Source organism: uncultured Lactobacillus sp., assembly GCF_946477725.1.
Taxonomy (GTDB): domain Bacteria; phylum Bacillota; class Bacilli; order Lactobacillales; family Lactobacillaceae; genus Lactobacillus.
This window is the reverse complement of record NZ_CAMKZC010000001.1, coordinates 74761-92607: the sequence shown is the minus strand read 5'-3', so window position 1 is coordinate 92607 and position 17847 is coordinate 74761. Positions and strand designations below refer to the sequence as shown.

General features: G+C 36.4%; 20 protein-coding genes and 1 other annotated feature. Of the genes, 7 read left to right on the top strand and 13 right to left on the bottom strand.

Going from position 1 to position 17847, the window contains the following annotated elements; translation table 11 throughout:
• Window positions 1-23: 23 nt before the first annotated feature.
• On the bottom strand, window positions 24-1109 hold the full coding sequence (locus tag Q0R51_RS00455; RefSeq protein WP_294755904.1) for a D-alanine--D-alanine ligase family protein: 1086 nt from the start codon (window positions 1107-1109) through the stop codon (window positions 24-26).
• A gap of 167 nt (window positions 1110-1276) precedes the next feature.
• Window positions 1277-2299 (bottom strand): helveticin J family class III bacteriocin, encoded by a 1023-nt coding sequence (locus Q0R51_RS00450; protein WP_294755901.1) that lies wholly within the window; start codon window positions 2297-2299, stop codon window positions 1277-1279.
• A gap of 125 nt (window positions 2300-2424) precedes the next feature.
• On the opposite strand from Q0R51_RS00450, the gene Q0R51_RS00445 reads away from it, so the two are divergent.
• Window positions 2425-3429, top strand: coding sequence for a CAP domain-containing protein (locus Q0R51_RS00445; protein WP_294755900.1), 1005 nt, complete (start codon window positions 2425-2427; stop codon window positions 3427-3429).
• Between the two features lie 71 nt (window positions 3430-3500).
• Here the strand turns inward: Q0R51_RS00445 and Q0R51_RS00440 are convergent, their stop codons facing one another.
• From Q0R51_RS00440 to Q0R51_RS00405, 8 genes are all read right to left on the bottom strand, one after another.
• On the bottom strand, window positions 3501-3869 hold the full coding sequence (locus tag Q0R51_RS00440; RefSeq protein ID WP_294756144.1) for a nucleotidyl transferase AbiEii/AbiGii toxin family protein: 369 nt from the start codon (window positions 3867-3869) through the stop codon (window positions 3501-3503).
• 13 nt (window positions 3870-3882) lie between these two features.
• The gene (locus Q0R51_RS00435) at window positions 3883-4473 is read right to left on the bottom strand and encodes a hypothetical protein (protein ID WP_294755898.1); all 591 of its coding nucleotides are present in this window, start codon (window positions 4471-4473) and stop codon (window positions 3883-3885) included.
• A 192-nt stretch (window positions 4474-4665) separates the two neighbouring features.
• Complete coding sequence (locus tag Q0R51_RS00430; RefSeq protein ID WP_294755896.1) at window positions 4666-5139, bottom strand: nucleoside 2-deoxyribosyltransferase; 474 nt, start codon at window positions 5137-5139, stop codon at window positions 4666-4668.
• 49 nt (window positions 5140-5188) lie between these two features.
• Window positions 5189-6019 (bottom strand): hypothetical protein, encoded by an 831-nt coding sequence (locus Q0R51_RS00425; RefSeq protein WP_265667140.1) that lies wholly within the window; start codon window positions 6017-6019, stop codon window positions 5189-5191.
• 11 nt (window positions 6020-6030) lie between these two features.
• Window positions 6031-6714 (bottom strand): TetR/AcrR family transcriptional regulator, encoded by a 684-nt coding sequence (locus tag Q0R51_RS00420; RefSeq protein ID WP_294755895.1) that lies wholly within the window; start codon window positions 6712-6714, stop codon window positions 6031-6033.
• Window positions 6715-6854: 140 nt separating this feature from the next.
• Window positions 6855-7835 (bottom strand): ribose-phosphate pyrophosphokinase, encoded by a 981-nt coding sequence (locus tag Q0R51_RS00415; RefSeq protein ID WP_046324161.1) that lies wholly within the window; start codon window positions 7833-7835, stop codon window positions 6855-6857.
• Between the two features lie 155 nt (window positions 7836-7990).
• Window positions 7991-8647, bottom strand: a complete 657-nt coding sequence (locus tag Q0R51_RS00410; RefSeq protein WP_294755891.1) for an alpha/beta fold hydrolase — start codon at window positions 8645-8647, stop codon at window positions 7991-7993.
• Complete coding sequence (locus tag Q0R51_RS00405) at window positions 8644-9489, bottom strand: glycosyltransferase family A protein (RefSeq protein WP_294755890.1); 846 nt, start codon at window positions 9487-9489, stop codon at window positions 8644-8646. The genes Q0R51_RS00410 and Q0R51_RS00405 overlap by 4 nt, the downstream gene beginning before the upstream one ends.
• A gap of 173 nt (window positions 9490-9662) precedes the next feature.
• Here Q0R51_RS00405 and Q0R51_RS00400 point away from each other — a divergent pair, with 173 nt between their 5' ends.
• Entirely contained in the window at window positions 9663-10592 is a 930-nt protein-coding gene (locus Q0R51_RS00400; RefSeq protein ID WP_294756143.1) for a DUF1002 domain-containing protein, read from the top strand.
• Between the two features lie 4 nt (window positions 10593-10596).
• Here Q0R51_RS00400 and Q0R51_RS00395 read toward each other — a convergent pair whose 3' ends face one another.
• Window positions 10597-11400 (bottom strand): ribonuclease H family protein, encoded by an 804-nt coding sequence (locus Q0R51_RS00395; RefSeq protein WP_294755888.1) that lies wholly within the window; start codon window positions 11398-11400, stop codon window positions 10597-10599.
• A gap of 69 nt (window positions 11401-11469) precedes the next feature.
• On the opposite strand from Q0R51_RS00395, the gene Q0R51_RS00390 reads away from it, so the two are divergent.
• Window positions 11470-12402, top strand: a complete 933-nt coding sequence (locus Q0R51_RS00390) for an alpha/beta hydrolase (RefSeq protein WP_294755886.1) — start codon at window positions 11470-11472, stop codon at window positions 12400-12402.
• Between the two features lie 23 nt (window positions 12403-12425).
• Window positions 12426-13883, top strand: a complete 1458-nt coding sequence (cls, locus tag Q0R51_RS00385) for a cardiolipin synthase (RefSeq protein WP_294755885.1) — start codon at window positions 12426-12428, stop codon at window positions 13881-13883.
• Window positions 13884-13932: 49 nt separating this feature from the next.
• On the opposite strand, the gene Q0R51_RS00380 is transcribed toward cls, so the two are convergent.
• The gene (locus tag Q0R51_RS00380; protein ID WP_294755883.1) at window positions 13933-14574 is read right to left on the bottom strand and encodes a nitroreductase family protein; all 642 of its coding nucleotides are present in this window, start codon (window positions 14572-14574) and stop codon (window positions 13933-13935) included.
• 136 nt (window positions 14575-14710) lie between these two features.
• On the opposite strand from Q0R51_RS00380, the gene Q0R51_RS00375 reads away from it, so the two are divergent.
• On the top strand, window positions 14711-15013 hold the full coding sequence (locus Q0R51_RS00375; RefSeq protein ID WP_294755882.1) for a nucleoside triphosphate pyrophosphohydrolase: 303 nt from the start codon (window positions 14711-14713) through the stop codon (window positions 15011-15013).
• A gap of 28 nt (window positions 15014-15041) precedes the next feature.
• Here Q0R51_RS00375 and Q0R51_RS00370 read toward each other — a convergent pair whose 3' ends face one another.
• Entirely contained in the window at window positions 15042-15518 is a 477-nt protein-coding gene (locus Q0R51_RS00370; RefSeq protein ID WP_122025537.1) for a hypothetical protein, read from the bottom strand.
• A 122-nt stretch (window positions 15519-15640) separates the two neighbouring features.
• Window positions 15641-15879 (top strand) — a binding site (T-box leader).
• 59 nt (window positions 15880-15938) lie between these two features.
• On the opposite strand from Q0R51_RS00370, the gene asnA reads away from it, so the two are divergent.
• Together asnA and Q0R51_RS00360 are read left to right on the top strand one after the other, a co-directional pair.
• Window positions 15939-16952: an aspartate--ammonia ligase gene (asnA, locus tag Q0R51_RS00365; protein WP_294755880.1), complete on the top strand. Its 1014-nt coding sequence runs from the start codon at window positions 15939-15941 to the stop codon at window positions 16950-16952.
• A gap of 122 nt (window positions 16953-17074) precedes the next feature.
• Complete coding sequence (locus Q0R51_RS00360; RefSeq protein WP_294755878.1) at window positions 17075-17779, top strand: NAD-dependent protein deacylase; 705 nt, start codon at window positions 17075-17077, stop codon at window positions 17777-17779.
• The last annotated feature ends 68 nt before the right edge of the window (window positions 17780-17847 follow it).

Here is a 17847-nt window from a genome sequence, read left to right as displayed (position 1 = left end):
GATATACTCCCTAGCACAATTAATTAACCAATTTTATGTAACAGGTTTTTCTTATGGTCAAAACGCTCCTGCGCTTTTCCAATTAAACGGGTAATCAGTTCAGTATACGAAATACCTACTTCTTCAAACAGCTTAGGATACATACTAATATTAGTGAAACCGGGCAGCGCATTAACTTCTGTCAAAATAACTTTATTATCACTGGCACGTAATGTCGAATCAACCCGAGCCAAGCCACTGCATTCTGTAACTTGATATACTTTTAAAGCATTTGCTCTAACTTTATCTACAATTTCTTGAGGTAATTTTGCCGGAATTTGCAAGGTAGTAGTGGAATCAGCATCATACTTATTTTCATAACTGTAAAAAGTCCCAGCCGCATTGATAATTTGACCTACGCCTGAAACAATTGGCTTGTCATTACCTAAAACAGCAGTTTCAACTTCCGTACCGTGAATGGTTTCTTCAATTAAGACCTTATCATCATATCTAAAAGCGTCAGCCAAAGCATCAGCAAATTCTTCTTTATTGGTAACATGATGAACGCCAACTGAAGAGCCTTGATTTGACGGCTTAACAAATAGATCAGAACCTAGTTTCTCACTGACTTTATCATAGTCGCGCTTGGCATTAGCATCATCTTCATATTCAAAGCGTTTAATCGCAATCCAGTCAGCAACAGGAACGCCAACACGTTGTGCTAAAATTTTGGTAAATTCCTTGTCCATGGTTACAGCAGAAGCTAACACATCATCGCCAACAAAAGGCTTATTCAGGATTCTGAACAGTCCTTGCAGACAACCGTCCTCACCTAAATTACCATGCACTATTGGAAAGAAAACATCAATTTCCGGTAAATTCTGCAGTTGAATTAAGTTTGAAATATTGGCTACTTCATGTGGATTCTCAATAGTATATTTAGGATCTTTTAAAACTTTAAATGAATCCTCTTCGCTTGCTAAATAGCCATCATTGGTTATCCAAATTGGGTGAACATCAAACTTATTTTGGTCAATCGCATTATAAATATTGTGGCCTGACATGATTGAGACTTCATATTCAGATGAATTTCCACCAAAAATTAAACCAACTTGTGTTTTCTTAGTCATTATTTTTACCTCTTAGCATTATTTCTTAACTTTTTATTATACGGCAAGAAAAACCTGAAGAATTGTAATTTAGACAATTTTTTAGGATTATTTTTATTATAAGCAAAAAGCCTTGTATAAGACAAAATCATCAACAAAAAATTTATGCTATATTAAAAAATACCGTTTTATTCCCAGGTTATTTCATAAAGCTTATTTATTTTTGTGGGATGCTTGCCAGGATTAACCGGATCAAACGACTGATGGTAGGCTACAGTCAAATAGATATCATTACTGCTAATCAGTTGTATGCCTTCTAGCTCAGTATAATAACCGGCTAGCTCTAATTGATTTTTCTGAGACAAATCAATTAGTTCCCAATGTGACGGATTGACTGCATTCCAAGGAATTTTAACAATTTTGCGGTTTTGGCCCAGTCTGTCGTCTGCAAACTGGCTGGAAATATAGATATCCCGATTATTATCTATGGCAAATCCCTGCAGCGAGCCTACTAATCCCATGCGACCAGACAAATCTGGTATTTTAAAGGCAGCTAAACATCTTATTGTAGTAATATCAACATGTTTAGTTAACGTTGCTGCTTGATCAAGAGCATTATTAATATCGTTTAAATAATAAAGTGCAAAATAGCCGGTAAAGTCATTATCCCCATAAGCTATTAAAAAGTAACGTAAATCTGGTGATACAGTAACTTCTACACGCGCAAATTGATCTCCACTGCAACTGATACCAAAATCAGCTCCTGCATAATTTAAATTGGACAATCGCGGCCGCATTTTAGTATTTGCAGTAACTTTAAAATATCGTGGAATTGCAATACGTGCAATTTGTTTAGACCAGCTAGACCAACCTGAATTCAAATCATTTGGCTTGGTGCCAATAAACCACTGCCCATTTCTTCCTGCATACTCCAAAGTTTGTGTATGACCAGCAGCCGTTCCAGTTAGATGTAAAACTGGTAATTGCTTATTAAAAGAAACATTACTGTTATTTTGACCACGATAAACAAAAGTATCCCCAGCTACATGTTGCAAAGCATAAGCATAGCCATTATTGATAGTAGTTTTCTGAACTACTACTTGCCGCAAGTCCTTATCTACCGGACCGGTTATCCCATCCCAATCATCTAGGTTACTGGTTAAAGTAATACTAATATTTTTTGCCAGCTGCATATTCGCATTATTAATCAAAATACTTTTTCCTCATAAAAGTCCTGTGCAACAAATTATTAAATATCACTATCTTTTTTCAATTTGAATAATACTTAATTTAATTTTGCCTTATAATTTATCTTAAAGAAAGGAGAGCTCTTTAAATGATTAAGAAAATTTATACTGCCCTCTTGTGTTTACTTTTCATTTTTCCATTTAGTAACACCGAAGTTTTTGCGGCAGAGTTCACTCCTGAAGAAATAAATAAGGTAACCCATTTACAACAGGAATATGCACAGCTTGATAATACCACTTTTAATTTTAATAATCTTTATTTGAGCAAACCCCAGTTTAAAAACAGATTTAAACAAGGCGCACTCGTTCCTGCTTACCTCAATAGTCAATTAGCTTACACCAACTATTATAGACAGCTATTTGGCTTGAACCCTGTTAAAGAAAATTTTCAGGATAATATTGCTGCACAAAAAACTGCAGCCGTGCTGGCCGCACTTAATGCCAACCCTCGGATTAACCAACATAGTCTGCCTTTTGAAAAGCGTCCGAAAGTAATTAACAAAAATGTTTGGCAGTTAGCGCGCAACATTTCAAGCAAAGCTAACCTTAATTTTAATACTAGTGATCAAACAGCTGGTGATGTTATTACTGATTTGCTAACCGACCAATATAATTTAACCGGCGCTGACACTGGTCACCGAGCATGGCTATTGTCAACACGCTTAACTTCAACTGGAGCAGGCGCTGCGTACGGTAAGAATGGCTACCGCTATTCTGTTCAAAAAGTTTTTAATCCTGATGACGTTTTTCGTGCTCCCAGCCAAGAAATGGTAACTTATCCCAGCAGCGGTGTTTTTCCAATTGAACTTTTGCAAGGTCAAAATATTGCCTGGTCTGTCTATCTTTCAGATCAAAGCTTTAAAGGCAACCCAATAATTACCATTACTGATAAGGATACTGCTCAAACTTATCAGGCTAAGAATGTCCATAATTACAGTCATACTGGCTATGGCAATTTTGAAACTATTATCACTTATTATCCTGGATCAATCCCGCTGGTTGTTGGTCATGAATATGAAGTAAAAATCACGGGCTTGACCAGTTATACCTTTAAGCTGTTTCAACTCAAAAATCTTTCTGAATCAATTCAATAATAAAAACCTCGGAAAATGATGTGTCCTATGACGACCATGTGTTTTCATTATTAAATAATGAAAACAATCAGCTATTTAAAAAGTTCCAACATAAGTTCTTCAATTGCATTCAAAGTATCCTGAAAGTTTACCTTTTGGGCATAAGCTTTTTGGTGGGTATAATTTTCCCATTTATCTCGCATTGCCTTACTACTTTTTATGTCATTTAATGTAATTTGCCATAAATAATTTTCTTTATTTACTTTTTCAAAAATTTCATTAAAACTGTTCCTTGAATTAGCAGTATTTTCTAAAGCAGTTCTAGCGATGGGTAAGTTCAGCTTTATTTTTTTATAATCTGTTAGTTTTCTAAGCTTGTTTAACATATATATGTCATAAAAGTCTTTCATTCGAGTATTAGCAGTACTGCGACTAAATACTGTTTCTAGTTTTTGAGCAATGATAGTTTCATTATTATAGCAATATTTCTAGGTATTCTTGAACTTTTTTAACAGTTTTGAATTTTCTTGCAAAGTACAGCAATTTGGTAATATTTTTATTTGGCTGTTTTAAATACTGCTTATAAGCTTTATTTATTATTTCAGGATCAATGTGATTCTGTGGTCGTAATATTTCTGCCATAGTTCGATCAATAGAATAAACCCTAACATTATTTCCACTAGGAGTTTTTACTATTTCTATACCCAAATTATACATTTGAAGTACTTGTTGATGGGGCACAATTTGTTCTTTTAGCTTCGAATTTTTATATCCTCTCGGAAAGGTAAGATCAATTTTATCTGGAACACGATCACTCAAACCATATAAATAAAGTGCAGACCTCAACGATATTATTCCCTTCTTGAGCCTAAGCTGAATAGTATAAAAAGCATCTTCCAAATGGTTTGGACTACCATAAATTCCTTTATCAATCAAAATTAACGTATTGTTATTAAGATAGCTCTTAATTTGTTGTCCTGAAAAGTTTTTCTTTGTGAGTTGTTTTCTAGACAGCACATAGTTATTTTGTTTCAACAAATTTTCCAATTCAGATTTTCTAGTCATTTTAGTCACATTCTTTTATCTATATTAAACCCCATTATATAAAATATCGGGGTATAATATAGATAAAATTAAATAAATAAAAACCATATTTCGAAACTTAAGCGAAATATGGCATTTAGTAAAATGAATTAATATCCCTTTTTAGAGAGAAAATTACATTTTTAAATAGATATTTTTGAACTGAATAAAACTTTAAAGGTAGCGTGCAACAGCAGCTAATAAATCTTTTTCATTATTAACTATGGTTCCATTAAGCTTAATCAAACCGGTAGTGTACAAGTTAACATAATGAAACTGATTCTCAGCTATCTGAGTTAGAGCGTGCAGTTTTTCCTGGTTAGTAGCACCCTGTTGGCGTGTATCAGTGTATAAGCCAATTATGGGAATCTCTTTTGCATAAGCGACGCCTATTTCACTAGCGACACCATTATCAATGCTAAGTCCATCTAGAACCGCTACCATCAAATCACTGTTAAGTAATTTTGCGGTATCTGCCTGAGCGATCATTTTAGAATCGGCATACGCTTGTTTATCATTAATTGACGCGTTTTCTTGGGGCAAATATAAATCAATGGCATCATCTATTTGCCGAATTTTTGCCGCTAATTGCGCGTTATAGTTGATTTCTGCTTGTGAAAACAAAGCATTTGCAAAATAAATTTTCATATGAGCTTCCTTTGGTAAAAATGACCAATTGCTTTTTAAGCCAAGCTACTTAATTGTTTGGCGAGCTAATTTCCCATGGAATCGCACTCAGGATATAAAGAACAACTCCGATAATTACAAAATCCAGGAAAATACTGCTGCTTATTTCTAATACATAACCTAGTACAGCTAAACTTTCAACGTTAAAAATTACGGGTATAACTGCCAATACGCCCGCAATTAATATTAACCAAAATCCAGCCCACATACCAGATGCGGTAACTTCGTGGGTCAGCATTTTTGAATTCAAAAATAACTTCATATCACTTATTAATGACCGTAAACTAATAATAGCCATTATTAGTATGATTACATTAACGATTAATAAAATAAAAGCTACATTGCCCCCAAGTGTAATAGTATTCAAATTAAAAGCATCTATTACGTCATATGGGGCATTATTTTCCTGTTCTTTTAGTTTTTCTTGTACTAACTGGGCATCACTAGATACGCCTTGATCAACGTTTAAATCAATGTCATGCAAAATTTGCTTGGCTAATTTCATATTACTGAATTTAAACCATGGCGTACCCAACGTATAGTCAATAATATGGTCGGCAATTGGCTGTGTTTGTTTAGTAGTCAACAAATTAGCGTTGCCATTTTTATTAGCACCAATTATTTCTGCTAAAGCATCAAAGTGCTTGTTGATCTGCCTGACAACTACAGCCTCATTACTATTGCTTCTAATTTGCCCTTTCATGAAAAAGGGATTTAGGAAAGTAGCGGTAATCATGGTTAGCGACACAATCAGAAAGATAATAAAGGACAGAACTTTTTTATAATCCTCGTTCTGCTCTCTATTTATTCTGTGCAAACCATCGCGCGCGCCATTTGCCATATTTTTCCTTTCTAACAGACAATCTCCTTGTCTTCATCAAACATTGTATCTATAGCATGATGAATGGTTTTAACATCGGTAGATTCGATAATCTCATGACCTTCTTTGAGCGCTTTATCAATAGTAGATTTTGAACAATGTAAGAAACTATACATAAATGATTTTGTACCATAATCTGCTATTTCTTCAGGAGAAACGTCATATTCTTTATTATCATAATAAAGACGACTGATGCCTGTTACGACAAAAGCAATTCCCAGCCGTACTTCTTTTGCATCAAAGTCTACGTGGTTAAATAGCTGTTTTTCCTTTAACCAGTCATTAATGGTCTTACTCCAAAAATCTAACGATTCGTTACTCTTAAACACTTCTGTAATAATGCGCTTAAGACCTTCATCATTGATTCCCAACATTTCAATTGCATAAATAAAAGCCTTAGTGCGCGCACAAACTTCGTCTTCCTTGTTAACGCCGAATTTTTGCACCTGCTTATCTAATGTATTAAGAATATTGCGCACTACATCAGTAATCAAGCTTGATTTATGTGGATAATACGATTGCAGTAAGGATTTGGAAATTCCCGACTTTTCTGCAATCATTTGAAATGAAACACTATCCATTCCATTTTCTCTAATCAAGTGAAATGTATTACTTAAAATTGTACGTCTTCTTTTATAATTTTTACGTCGTGCCATAATGTTTTCTCAGCTCCTATACATTTTGCCTTAATTATACCAATGATATAGAATAAATAAACAAAAAAGGCACCGGTATATTATATGCTTATAATTTAGATTAAAAAACAAATATTATCAGCAAGCCATTTAATATGTCTTTACTTTAAATCACTTTCACTTAACAAATGCATTGAGCGATCATTATATACATAATTAATTCCTCGCGCCAAAAGCAAATCAACAGAAATACGGACCATTCTGTCAGGATAATGGCTGTGCTTAATTGTATCAGTTACTACAATTTGTTCAATTGGTAATTCATTCAAAACTTCAAGCGCATTTTGTGAGAGCAGTGCGTGTGTGGCAGCAACATAAACCTTCTTGGCGCCAGCTGCTAAAACAGACTTGGTTGAAGAAGAAATGCGTGATCCCGTGTCAATTAAATCATCAACAATAATGCACTTTTTGTCTTTAACATCACCGATCATATCATGCACATCCGCATCATAACGGGCACGGCGCTGATCCACAATTGCGATAGGAGCATCAAAGCACTGACCAAAGTTACGGGCAAGTTTAGCGCCAGAGTGATCCGGTGAAACAACTACAATATCATCTTCTTCTTTGGTAGCAATACCGTTATCAATAAAATATTGCGCTAAAAGCGGCATAGCATGCAAATGATCAACCGGAACATTATAAAAGCCTTGAATTTGTGAAGCGTGCAAATCAAGTGCGATTAAGTGATCCATACCAGTAATTTGTAATAAATTAGCTATGAGTTTAGCAGTAATTGGTTCCCGTGAACGAGTTTTAGTATCTGAGCGTGAATAAGCCAGATATGGTACTACTACATTAACCCTATGCGCTGAAGCCCGATGCAATGCATCTAAAACAATTTCTAATTCCATAAAGTTCTCATTTACAGGATCTTGAATTGACTGAATGACAAAAACATCACACCCCCTGACACTTTCGCCAATATTAACTTGAATTTCACCGTCACTGAAGTGCTGCACAGCAGTTTCGATTAACGGCTTTTTCAATATTTGCGCAATTTTTTCATTTAAAGCGGGATTTCCGCCCAGCCCAATTAGCTTCATTGGGTGCATTAACTGAAGAAGTTCTTCCTTGTTCATAGCTACCTCGTTTTTTAAAAAATACAATCTTTGCAAGTCTATTATAACCAAAAAAGTCATCAGTGCCTAGAAAAGTAATAATTCAAACAAAAAGCCGAAGATACTTTCGGCTTCTACTATACGAATTTACTCTTATTTCTAAAAAATTTAATGACCTATTGGAAAAAGTCTTCCATTAAGTTTAGTAATTTAAAACTCTTTACGGCATAACTTTCATGTTTTTGTCTGGGCATGACCAAAAGCTGCCCTTGAGGAATAATCTGGCTATACCAGCGAACATGCTCTACTTTAACCCAGTCTTTTTCACCTACTACACAATAGGTAGGTATCTTTATTGCCTTTAAGCTGTCAACCGACATAAAGCTCTCTGATAATTCTACTTTACTGTCCCGGTTCATGCGTAAGAAGCGCAGAAAGCCTTCAGTCAAATAGTGGTAAGACCTGATGCCATTACCGTTAACAAAAACCCCTGCTATCATCAGCTTTTTAAAGACATCTTGGTCTTGACTAGCCAGCATCATTGCTACTAAGCCGCCTGCATCAAAGCCAAAGCAATAGCAGCCTCTGATATGAACCTGCCTAATAAAAGCCGCAAGGTCTTCGACTTCAGTCTGATAGTGTTCTGCTGCTTCTCCCTGACTCAGACCATGACCTCTCATATCCAGCACATAAACCGTGTAATAAAGAGACAAAGGAGCCACTATCTGGTCAAACATGCCACCATCTAAATGGTGTCCGTGTAATAGAAGAAGCGGCGCGCCCTTACCTAATTTACTGTAATAAAGTTCATTACCATTTACTTTTTCTCTCATCTTTGGTCTCTCTCACTAGCCTCAATCAACTTCTGATTAGAACCATTTTCCTTCTTATGTTCATGCCACAAGCTGCGGATGATAATTTTTACAATAATGTAATTCGCTTTAAAATTATCAGGAATCATTTTTGAATTAAAGTGATGAACCATGCTGTCTTTACGTTGCCAGTAATGATATAGAGGCTTGCTATCACAATAAAAGCCCTCTGTTAAAGCTAAGTATTGGACATTAAATATTTGATCTTCCATAAAGGCCAAGTTTTTCTTGAAACTAAGATGATTCTGGCGTACAACCGCCAATTTGTATCCTTTGTTCCAAGTATAGCCTTTAACAGAAGTAGCCAAGCAATGGTTATCACATAAAGAGCCAAATGGATTACTGATTAACTGGTAGGTTCTAGCCTTACCTTTCATCCCCCGTACAACTTTTTTAGTGACGGGAACCGAGCCCTGCTTATTTTCGTAATCAAGCCAAAAGCCACAGGAAACCATTGCAGCATCAGGATGATCATGAAAAGCATTTACAAAAAAAGCTGTGTAACCAGAATCTACCCAGTCATCACCATCATGAAAAGTAAAATATGGTGTATCAACGTTTGCAATGCCAACATTACGCGCATCAGACAGGCCACCATTATGCTTATTTATTATTTTAAAGTAACGGAATCGCGCACGATAGCTCTCAGCTATTTTTCTAGTATTATCCGTTGAACCATCATTGACAATTAACAACTTAAAATTCGGATCATCTTGCTGTGCTAAATGATCAAGTGCTCGAGTCAAGTATCTTTCAACATTGTAAACTGGCATGATGACAGTTAATTCAGGTTGCTCAGTCATAGCTCCCTCCTTCACTTTTGTTATTATACCATCTAAATATTAAAAATAACGTAAAGTAAGTAGTACATAACTATAATTTAAACTTTTGCGTTTATCATTTAGTATAATTAAGGACAGTCAAAAGGAGCTAATTACAAATGAAAAAAGCAAAAACTATTTTAGCTATTATTACAATGTTATTTTTTAGTACCATTTTATGTGGCACTGTTAAGCAAACAGTTAAAGCAGATGATTTGCCCGTAGTTTGCCTGGGAACGTCTTTGACTGAAACGCAAAAAAACGGTACGTTAAAAACTCTCAGCGAACCTCTAAAGGGCGCTAGCTATCAAACTATTACGATCACGGGTGCCGACTTAGTCAAATACCTTAACCCATCCGGTGCTAACTTTACTACTAATTCCGGTGTCTGGTCCAGTGCGATGATTGAAAAGACAGCTTCTGGTAACGGTATTAACGTCCACATTCTTGACTATCAAGGGCACAACAACATTACCACAATCACATCCGATCAATATAAAAATGCTGCTTTAACTGCCGGTATTTCTGACGCTAATATTTACGTTACTAGTGCCGTTCCTATTGATGGCTCCGGTGCTTTAGCCGGTGTCTACGCTGCTTACAGCAAAACCGGAGAAAACTTAAATCAGAGCCAGGTTAATGCAGCTCAAGACGAAATAAACGCACTCAGTAAAATTACTAAAGAAAATAAAGATAAAGACGGCTATAGTGATGCGCAACTAAACAACGCTGTTGCTGGTGCAAAGCAGGAAATGGGTAAAATCGGTAACAATATTTCAAACAGTCAAATTCATGACATTGTTAACAATCAAATTAACATCAATCATCTTGGCGACGTCATTAACAATAATCAGAAACAGCAAATAATCAACATCTTAATTGAAGTGCGTGATTCTGGTGCTTTAAAAAATCATAAATTTAGGGACCAGGCCGATGCTTTATCAAAAAACATTAAACAGAATGCAAAAGACATTTTCGATAAAATAAATACCCCTGAAAACCGCAATTGGTTTGAACAAATTTGGCACAGCATCACTTCATTTTTCAGTCACCTGTTTGGCGGTTTAATAGTCACTACATTTTAACTAATTACATTTGGTCCATAAATTTATTTAATGTATGGTCAACAAATTCATTACCGCGATTATTGGCGTGGCCTTTAGTCCATTCAAATTTAGTCTGAGAAAATTCACCCAAGAGCTGATCCAACTCCTGCCAGCATTCAAGGTTTGCAATTGGACCCTTAGAGCTTTTGGTCCAGCCACGCTTTTTCCAACCCTTAAGCCAGCCTTTGGTAATCGGATTTAGCACATATTGAGAATCAAGTACAAACAGTAGCGGCTGGCGGTTAAAGTTTAACTCAAGCAATTTCTTGAGAGCTTCAATTAAAGCAGTTAATTCCATTTTATTATTAGTTGCACCAAACTCACCGTTTGAATCATAAGCAGACTTTTGTTGGCCATCTTCTTGCCATTCAATTAGATAGGCCCATGCAGCTTTATCCGTTGCACGCACATGGCCGCCTTTAAAGTTACCGGTATTGCGGGTGCCGCCATCCGTATAGATTGTGGCAAAAAAGCTGGTCGGATTCGCTTTAGTTGCCTTGTTTAAGGCTCTATTCTTTTGGGGAGAAGTTGCCGCAGCAGAAGGCTTTTCCTTGATTTTACGGCTTTCTCTTTGAATCTTGGCAATTGCCTCTTTTAAAGAGTCTTCGTCTTTTTGAAAGACCTGTTGAACAGTTTCGTGATCCCAATCCAAATATTCCGTAGCATCCGTTATCTTGCTAAAAGATTTAAATTCAGCTCCAGAATAGCCATCAACCTGTTTTCGGGCTTCATCCCAAGTACGATAAACGCCTGGCTTGCGGCCCTTTTTTACTGCATAAAATTTCATATGTTCCCCTTTCACTAATTTATCTAGTCAATGCTAAAATAGAAGTAGTTCTATTTTTAAGGTGGTATTATGTTCTTCAATACTAAAAAATACAAGGAAGAAGTGGAAAAAAACCACAAACGTGATCTTGCACAAGAGCCCAGCAGGCTCAGTATGCTTTTTCTCGCTGCTTTGGCAACTTTTGCACCAACTCGTGTTTTTTTGCGTTTGCATAAAAAAAGAATTGAAGATGACGCCACCATTGAACCAAAAAAAGGCAACTTTGAACAAGTACCAATAATTTATTTTCATGGCTTTCGTGGCGGTGACTATACCACCAAGGTAATGGTTCAGCAGGCTCTGATAGATAAAGGAACTTCGAAGTATCTCAAAGTAACTACTGACTTGCTGGGTAACTTCAAGCTCGAAGGTACCTGGACAGGTGATCGCAATCCCATTGTGCAAGTTGTTTTTCGCCAACGACTCGTTGGCGTTTATGCGATTGATTACTACTTGCGTTTTACATTACCCTTCTTAGCTCAAAGGTACCATTTTTCTCACTATTCAGCAATCGCACACTCTCTTGCTTGTCCCTGCATCGTGCGCACAGAGATGCGCAAATCCCGTAAAAAGCAGTTTCCTCATTTGGTCAAATGTGCTTTTATCGCAGGTCCCTTTGACGGGGTAGTTTACTTGGGAGATATTCCTAACGTTAATGCCTTCAATCAAAAGGGTCGTCCAGCTGTAGTTAACTTGCACTACTTGTATCTTTTACTCAGACGCAAACGATTTAATCCCAATATTTCAGTGCTAAACATTTATGGCAATGTTTTAGACAACACCAACAGCGATAAATTTATTTCCGTGACTTCTGCTAAAAGCATCCGCTACATTTTAGCACCTTATGCCAAATCTTATCATGAAGTTGAGATTCGGGGGAAAAAGTACGCAGAACACAGCTGGATGCATGATAATCCTTTTGTGATCGACATTATTGATAAATTTATTGGTCTTAAAAAGTAATTTGATTTTTGGAGGAAATAAGTGTGATTCTGCTCCGTGACATAGGACGCATCATCATTATTACTAATACTATCTTAGCCTTTTACATCGTCTTTCACAGAAGGCGGTCTGTCTCAACAACCTGGGCGTGGTTGATTATCTTGCTGGTTTTTCCAGTTTTAGGGATGATCATTTACGGCTTTTTCGGTCGGGGAATTTCGCAGGAAAATATTTTCGCTATTAACAAACAACATCATATCGGCTTGCGAAATGTCCAAAAATCTATTACTGCTGCACCTAAAAAAATCAGTACATCTGATACCTCAAATAAAGCTAAGATGGTTATCCATTTTTTTGATCACGATGGTGAGTCACCATTAAGTAAAAATAACCACGTTAAGCTTTATACCGATGGTGCAATCATGTTTCACGACATGATGCTTGACATTAAAAAAGCTAAACAGTCTGTAAATGTTGAATTTTACACCTTTTATAATGATGAAATAGGCAATGATTTTCTCGACTTACTTATTCAAAAGGCACAAGAAGGCGTATCTGTACGCTTACTATATGATGCCTGGGGTTCAATGGGAGCAACTAAAGCCTGGTTTGACCAATTAAGAAAAGCCGGTGGTGTGGTATTACCTTTTATTACTTCACGTAATATGATTACCCGTTACCGGATTAACTACCACTTGCACCGCAAAATTGTTGTAGTTGACGGTAAAACTTCTTGGACCGGTGGCTTTAATATTGGTGATCAATATCTCAGTCGCAAGAAAAAATTTGGTTATTGGCGTGACAGTCAGGTTAGAATTGTCGGTTCAGCTTCTCTACTTTTGCAAGAACGATTTGTCATGGATTGGAATGCTTCCATTCAAAAGGAAAACCAAGTAATCACATTTAATACTGTCCTTTTCCCTAATTTAGATGAAAATGAAATTCATCCCGGTGATGTAGCTACACAAATAATTTCAGATGGGCCCGATCGTTACAATGCTAATATGCGTAATGGTATTATGCGCTTAATGTCTTTAGCGAAAAAGAGACTCTGGATTCAGACGCCCTATTTAATTCCTGATGACGCGATGTTTGCGACTTTGCAAACTATTGCTATGTCGGGAATTGACTTGCGAATTATGATTCCTTGTAAACCTGATCACCCTTTTATTTACCGCGCTACACAATGGTATGCTAATGAATTATCCCGTTATGGCATTAAAATATATATATATAACAAAGGATTTATTCATGCCAAAACGATTGTAGTTGACGATACCTTTTCTACGGTTGGTTCAATGAATCAAGACTATCGCTCGTATGATCTTAATTTTGAAGACGTTGCCGTTTTTTATGATAAAGATTTCACCCGTGAAGTCGCAAAATCATTTGAAGATGACATGAAAGTTTCATCCTTATTGACTCCTGAAGATATTGCCAAACAAAGTCGCTGGCTCAAAATTTTGCAAAGTTTCTCACGAATGCTTTCGCCAATTTTGTAGCAGCTAAAAAGCCTTCCACAACGGGAAGGCTTTTAAAATACGCTATTAATTATTCCGCAAAGTGATAAACACTTTCAGCTGGGTAGCGAGTTGTTTTAATTAAAGAATCTGAAGTTTCCTTACTTTTTCCGATAGCAATTGCCATAACTGGCACATAAAGTTTAGGATCAAGATTAAAAGTTTGCGCAACTTTAGAAACATCATAACCAGCAATTGGGTTCGTGTCGTAACCATGATTACGAGCAACTAACATAAATTGCATTGCAGCTAAAGAACTATCAACTATTGCATCTGTTGCACGCATTTCATAGCTGCCATTTTCATACAATGGCAAAAAAGTACTTAAAATTTCATTCAATTTTTCTTTAGTGATTTGGCCCTCTTCATAATTCTTATTCCACATTTCATGATAGGACTTGTAAGCATCACTATAGCCAAATATTTGTACAACAGCAGAGCAGCTATCAACCTGAGGATAATTAAATTTCATCATATATTTTTTTACTTTAGCCAAGCTTTCTGGTGTATCAGCTACTTCAAAATGCCAAGCTTGTAAATCACAAGCTGATGGTGCTGTAATTGTTTCTTCAAACATTTCCTTAAATTCTGAACGCGGAATCTTGACACTCTTATCAAAATGGCGCACAGAATGACGATTTTGAACCACATCATTAAAATCGTTATTACGCATTTCGTCACACTTTCTTTATTAAATATATCTCTACTCGTTAATTTTACTACATCTTGTTACCGCTTTCACATATTATTTATAATTATTAGCAGTATAATAATATATAAATTATTACAGCTAAGAAAGGTCTATTAAAATGAAAAAACTAGTCAGAGATAAAATTCCAGAATTTGCTCATTATGCTACTTATCGCAAACTTGCTCCAGCAGAAATTGAACCAGCATTAAAGCAAAAACTAATTGAAGAAACTAACGAAGTTCTTGCCGCTAAAACCGAAACTAATTTAATTGAAGAGTTGGGTGACGTTTACGAAGTCATTTTAGCCTATCTCAAATTTAAAAAAGTTGACCAGGACACTTTTTTAAATCAGGTCAATAAAAAACGCGCTCTTAAGGGCGGTTTTACTAAATATTTGGAAATGAACTGGGAAGAAAAATAATTCAAAAAAAGACACGCTTTTACGTGACTTAAAAAATATCCTGAATTTCAATATGAATATCATGATGAATGTGATTTTTGAGCGCCTCAACAATTTGCGCAACGCCATAGGAAAAGCGCAGGTAATATTGTCTGTTCTTTTGGGTTGTTAAAATACAGATTACCTGCTTTTTCTTTGGATTAGGTACTTTAATTAAAGTTACCATTGCAATTTCCGAATATGAAATCGTTCGGCGAAAGTAACCTGAAACTACGGCCCTTTTTGGTGCAAGACCTGTAAAGCCGTCAATAATACCGATCATCAAGAAAATCGCTAAAAATATACTTAAACCCGGGTCTCCCTTTTCAATTAATTGCCAGGTAAAACCGATCCAGATAAAAATCACGGCCCAAATAATTGAAGAGGAGCGATAATGTCCCTTTAAATCAATATTTGCCTGCCAGTACCAACTATAACAGGTGTAGCCTAAAAGTAAGGCATCCAGAATTAGATAAAAAACTATCATATGACTCTCCTCAATTGTATTTTCATCTATTATAACAGACTCACAGTCTTTAGAGCGGTTAATCAACATTAATGATATTTTACTTGCATTTTTATTAAAATTATGATTTAATTATTATCAAATTAAATGCAGTGAAAAAGACGAGTAAATAGCTTATCTCTTTAAGTGAAACGGTGATAGTGTAAAACCGTTAGACCCTGGGTTATTGAAAAACACTTTTAGCAGCACGCTGAAATTCACGTAAAAGTAGGTTGTGTCGTCTCCAGTACGTTACCACGCTGGTGAAGCATGATAGTGCTTCATGAGTTGGCCCTTTGGGGCAATTAAGGTGGTACCGCGGAAAAAGCCTTTCGTCCTTGTTTTTATTAAAAACGGGATAAAGGGCTTTTTCTTTTCCTTAATTTATAGGAGGTCAAAAGAATGACTTTAATTTTACCAGAAGGTTACCATCCTACTCTCACAATTCGTGATACAGAAGCAGCTATCGTGTTTATTAGAGAAGAATTCCAAAGAGTTCTAGCTAAAAAATTAAATCTGCAACGCATGTCTGCCCCACTTTTCGTCGAAAAGCATACAGGGCTTAACGATAACCTAAATGGGGTCGAACGTCCAGTTGCCTTTGATGCCAAGGATCTGCCTGCAGATGATACGCTTGAAGTCGTTCATTCACTTGCTAAATGGAAAAGAATGGCACTGAAAAAATACGGCTTTAACATGCATGAAGGACTTTTCACTAACATGAACGCCATTCGCCGTGATGAAGATTTAGACAACTTCCATTCGCTCTACGTGGATCAGTGGGATTGGGAAAAAATCATTGCCAAAGAAGAGAGAACAGAGGAAACCCTGAAAAGTATCGTTACTAAAATTTTTGCAGCAATTAAAGAAATTGAAGCTGGCTGTGCTTCCCGCTATCCCGCTTCTACTTACCGTTTGCCAGAGAAGCTTTACTTTATCACCACGCAAGAACTAGAAGACCGCTGGCCGGATATTAGTCCTGAAGAACGGGAAAACAAGATAACTGCAAAAGAAAAAGCCGTCTTTATTATGAAAATCGGTGACAAGCTCAAAAGAAGTGGTAAACCTCATGACGGTCGAGCACCAGATTATGATGACTGGCAACTAAATGGTGACCTAATCTTCTGGTATGAGCCCTTGAAACAAAAAATTGAAATTTCCTCAATGGGTATTCGCGTTAGTCCAGAAAGTCTTCACGAACAATTAAAGAAAGCTGATTGCCTGGACCGTGAAAAATTGGAGTTTCACCGCATGCTGCTTGATGGAGAACTGCCTTACACCATTGGAGGTGGTATTGGTCAATCTCGGTTATGCATGCTTTTGCTCGGTAAAGCCCACATTGGCGAAGTACAAGCAAGCGTCTGGCCTCAAGATATGGTTACTAAGTGCAGGGAACATGACATTCAAATTCTTTAATAAATAAAAAGCCATGCTGTCAGAAATTGATAGCATGGTTTTTATTGCAATAACCCTATCTCACAGGCAAAATCTTGTAGTAAACTAACAGTAGAAAATCTAGTTTTAAGGAAGGCAAATTTATGATTGATTCTAACAAGATAACTGAGTTAAAAAATGATATTGATCAGGCACACCATATTACTTTTCTGACAGGTGCTGGGGTATCAACTCATTCCGGTATTCCTGATTATCGCTCTAAAAACGGTATTTATGATGGCGTATCTGAAAGTCCGGAAACAATTCTGAGTGAAGAAACGCTTTATCAGCGACCTGAATTTTTCTACAAGTTCGTAATGGATAATATGTACTTTCCTGAAGCTAAGCCAAACGAAATCCACCAGAAAATTGCCGCTATCTGCAATGAAAAAGGCGATTTAATCACCCAAAATGTTGATGGCTTGGACACGAAAGCTGGCAATAAACACGTCACTGAATTTCACGGTTGCCTTTATAATATCTACTGCACTAAATGTCACAAAACAGTTGAATACGCTGAATATGCCAAAACTTACCGTCATGATAATTGTGGTGGCATCATCAGACCAGGAATCGTTTTATATGGTGAAGCAATTAACGGAGACAGTTTGGCAAAGTCTGTCAATGCAATGCAAAATTCTGACCTTGTAATTATTTCAGGCACTAGTTTTGTGGTCTATCCCTTCGCTCAACTTTTATCTTACAGGCAAGCTGGCGCCAAAGTTTGGGCAATTAATAAAACAGCCATTCCCGCAGAAGGCATTTCTGCCATCATTGCGGATGCTCTAGATGTTTTTAAGCAGCTTTAAATTTTTAAGCAGGCTCTTTAAGCTATTCGCATTGCTTTTTTTACTGGAGCACTAGTTATTACTTGTTA

Bases quoted from the DNA above. Each gene is read 5' to 3' on its own strand.
- Q0R51_RS00455 (WP_294755904.1), bottom strand. From the start codon at position 1,109: ATGACTAAGAAAACACAAGTTGGTTTAATTTTTGGTGGAAATTCATCT.
- Q0R51_RS00445 (WP_294755900.1), top strand. From the start codon at position 2,425: ATGATTAAGAAAATTTATACTGCCCTCTTGTGTTTACTTTTCATTTTT.
- Q0R51_RS00435 (WP_294755898.1), bottom strand. From the start codon at position 4,473: ATGACTAGAAAATCTGAATTGGAAAATTTGTTGAAACAAAATAACTAT.
- Q0R51_RS00430 (WP_294755896.1), bottom strand. From the start codon at position 5,139: ATGAAAATTTATTTTGCAAATGCTTTGTTTTCACAAGCAGAAATCAAC.
- Q0R51_RS00425 (WP_265667140.1), bottom strand. From the start codon at position 6,019: ATGGCAAATGGCGCGCGCGATGGTTTGCACAGAATAAATAGAGAGCAG.
- Q0R51_RS00420 (WP_294755895.1), bottom strand. From the start codon at position 6,714: ATGGCACGACGTAAAAATTATAAAAGAAGACGTACAATTTTAAGTAAT.
- Q0R51_RS00415 (WP_046324161.1), bottom strand. From the start codon at position 7,835: ATGAACAAGGAAGAACTTCTTCAGTTAATGCACCCAATGAAGCTAATT.
- Q0R51_RS00410 (WP_294755891.1), bottom strand. From the start codon at position 8,647: ATGAGAGAAAAAGTAAATGGTAATGAACTTTATTACAGTAAATTAGGT.
- Q0R51_RS00405 (WP_294755890.1), bottom strand. From the start codon at position 9,489: ATGACTGAGCAACCTGAATTAACTGTCATCATGCCAGTTTACAATGTT.
- Q0R51_RS00400 (WP_294756143.1), top strand. From the start codon at position 9,663: ATGTTATTTTTTAGTACCATTTTATGTGGCACTGTTAAGCAAACAGTT.
- Q0R51_RS00395 (WP_294755888.1), bottom strand. From the start codon at position 11,400: ATGAAATTTTATGCAGTAAAAAAGGGCCGCAAGCCAGGCGTTTATCGT.
- Q0R51_RS00390 (WP_294755886.1), top strand. From the start codon at position 11,470: ATGTTCTTCAATACTAAAAAATACAAGGAAGAAGTGGAAAAAAACCAC.
- Q0R51_RS00380 (WP_294755883.1), bottom strand. From the start codon at position 14,574: ATGCGTAATAACGATTTTAATGATGTGGTTCAAAATCGTCATTCTGTG.
- Q0R51_RS00375 (WP_294755882.1), top strand. From the start codon at position 14,711: ATGAAAAAACTAGTCAGAGATAAAATTCCAGAATTTGCTCATTATGCT.
- Q0R51_RS00370 (WP_122025537.1), bottom strand. From the start codon at position 15,518: ATGATAGTTTTTTATCTAATTCTGGATGCCTTACTTTTAGGCTACACC.
- asnA (WP_294755880.1), top strand. From the start codon at position 15,939: ATGACTTTAATTTTACCAGAAGGTTACCATCCTACTCTCACAATTCGT.
- Q0R51_RS00360 (WP_294755878.1), top strand. From the start codon at position 17,075: ATGATTGATTCTAACAAGATAACTGAGTTAAAAAATGATATTGATCAG.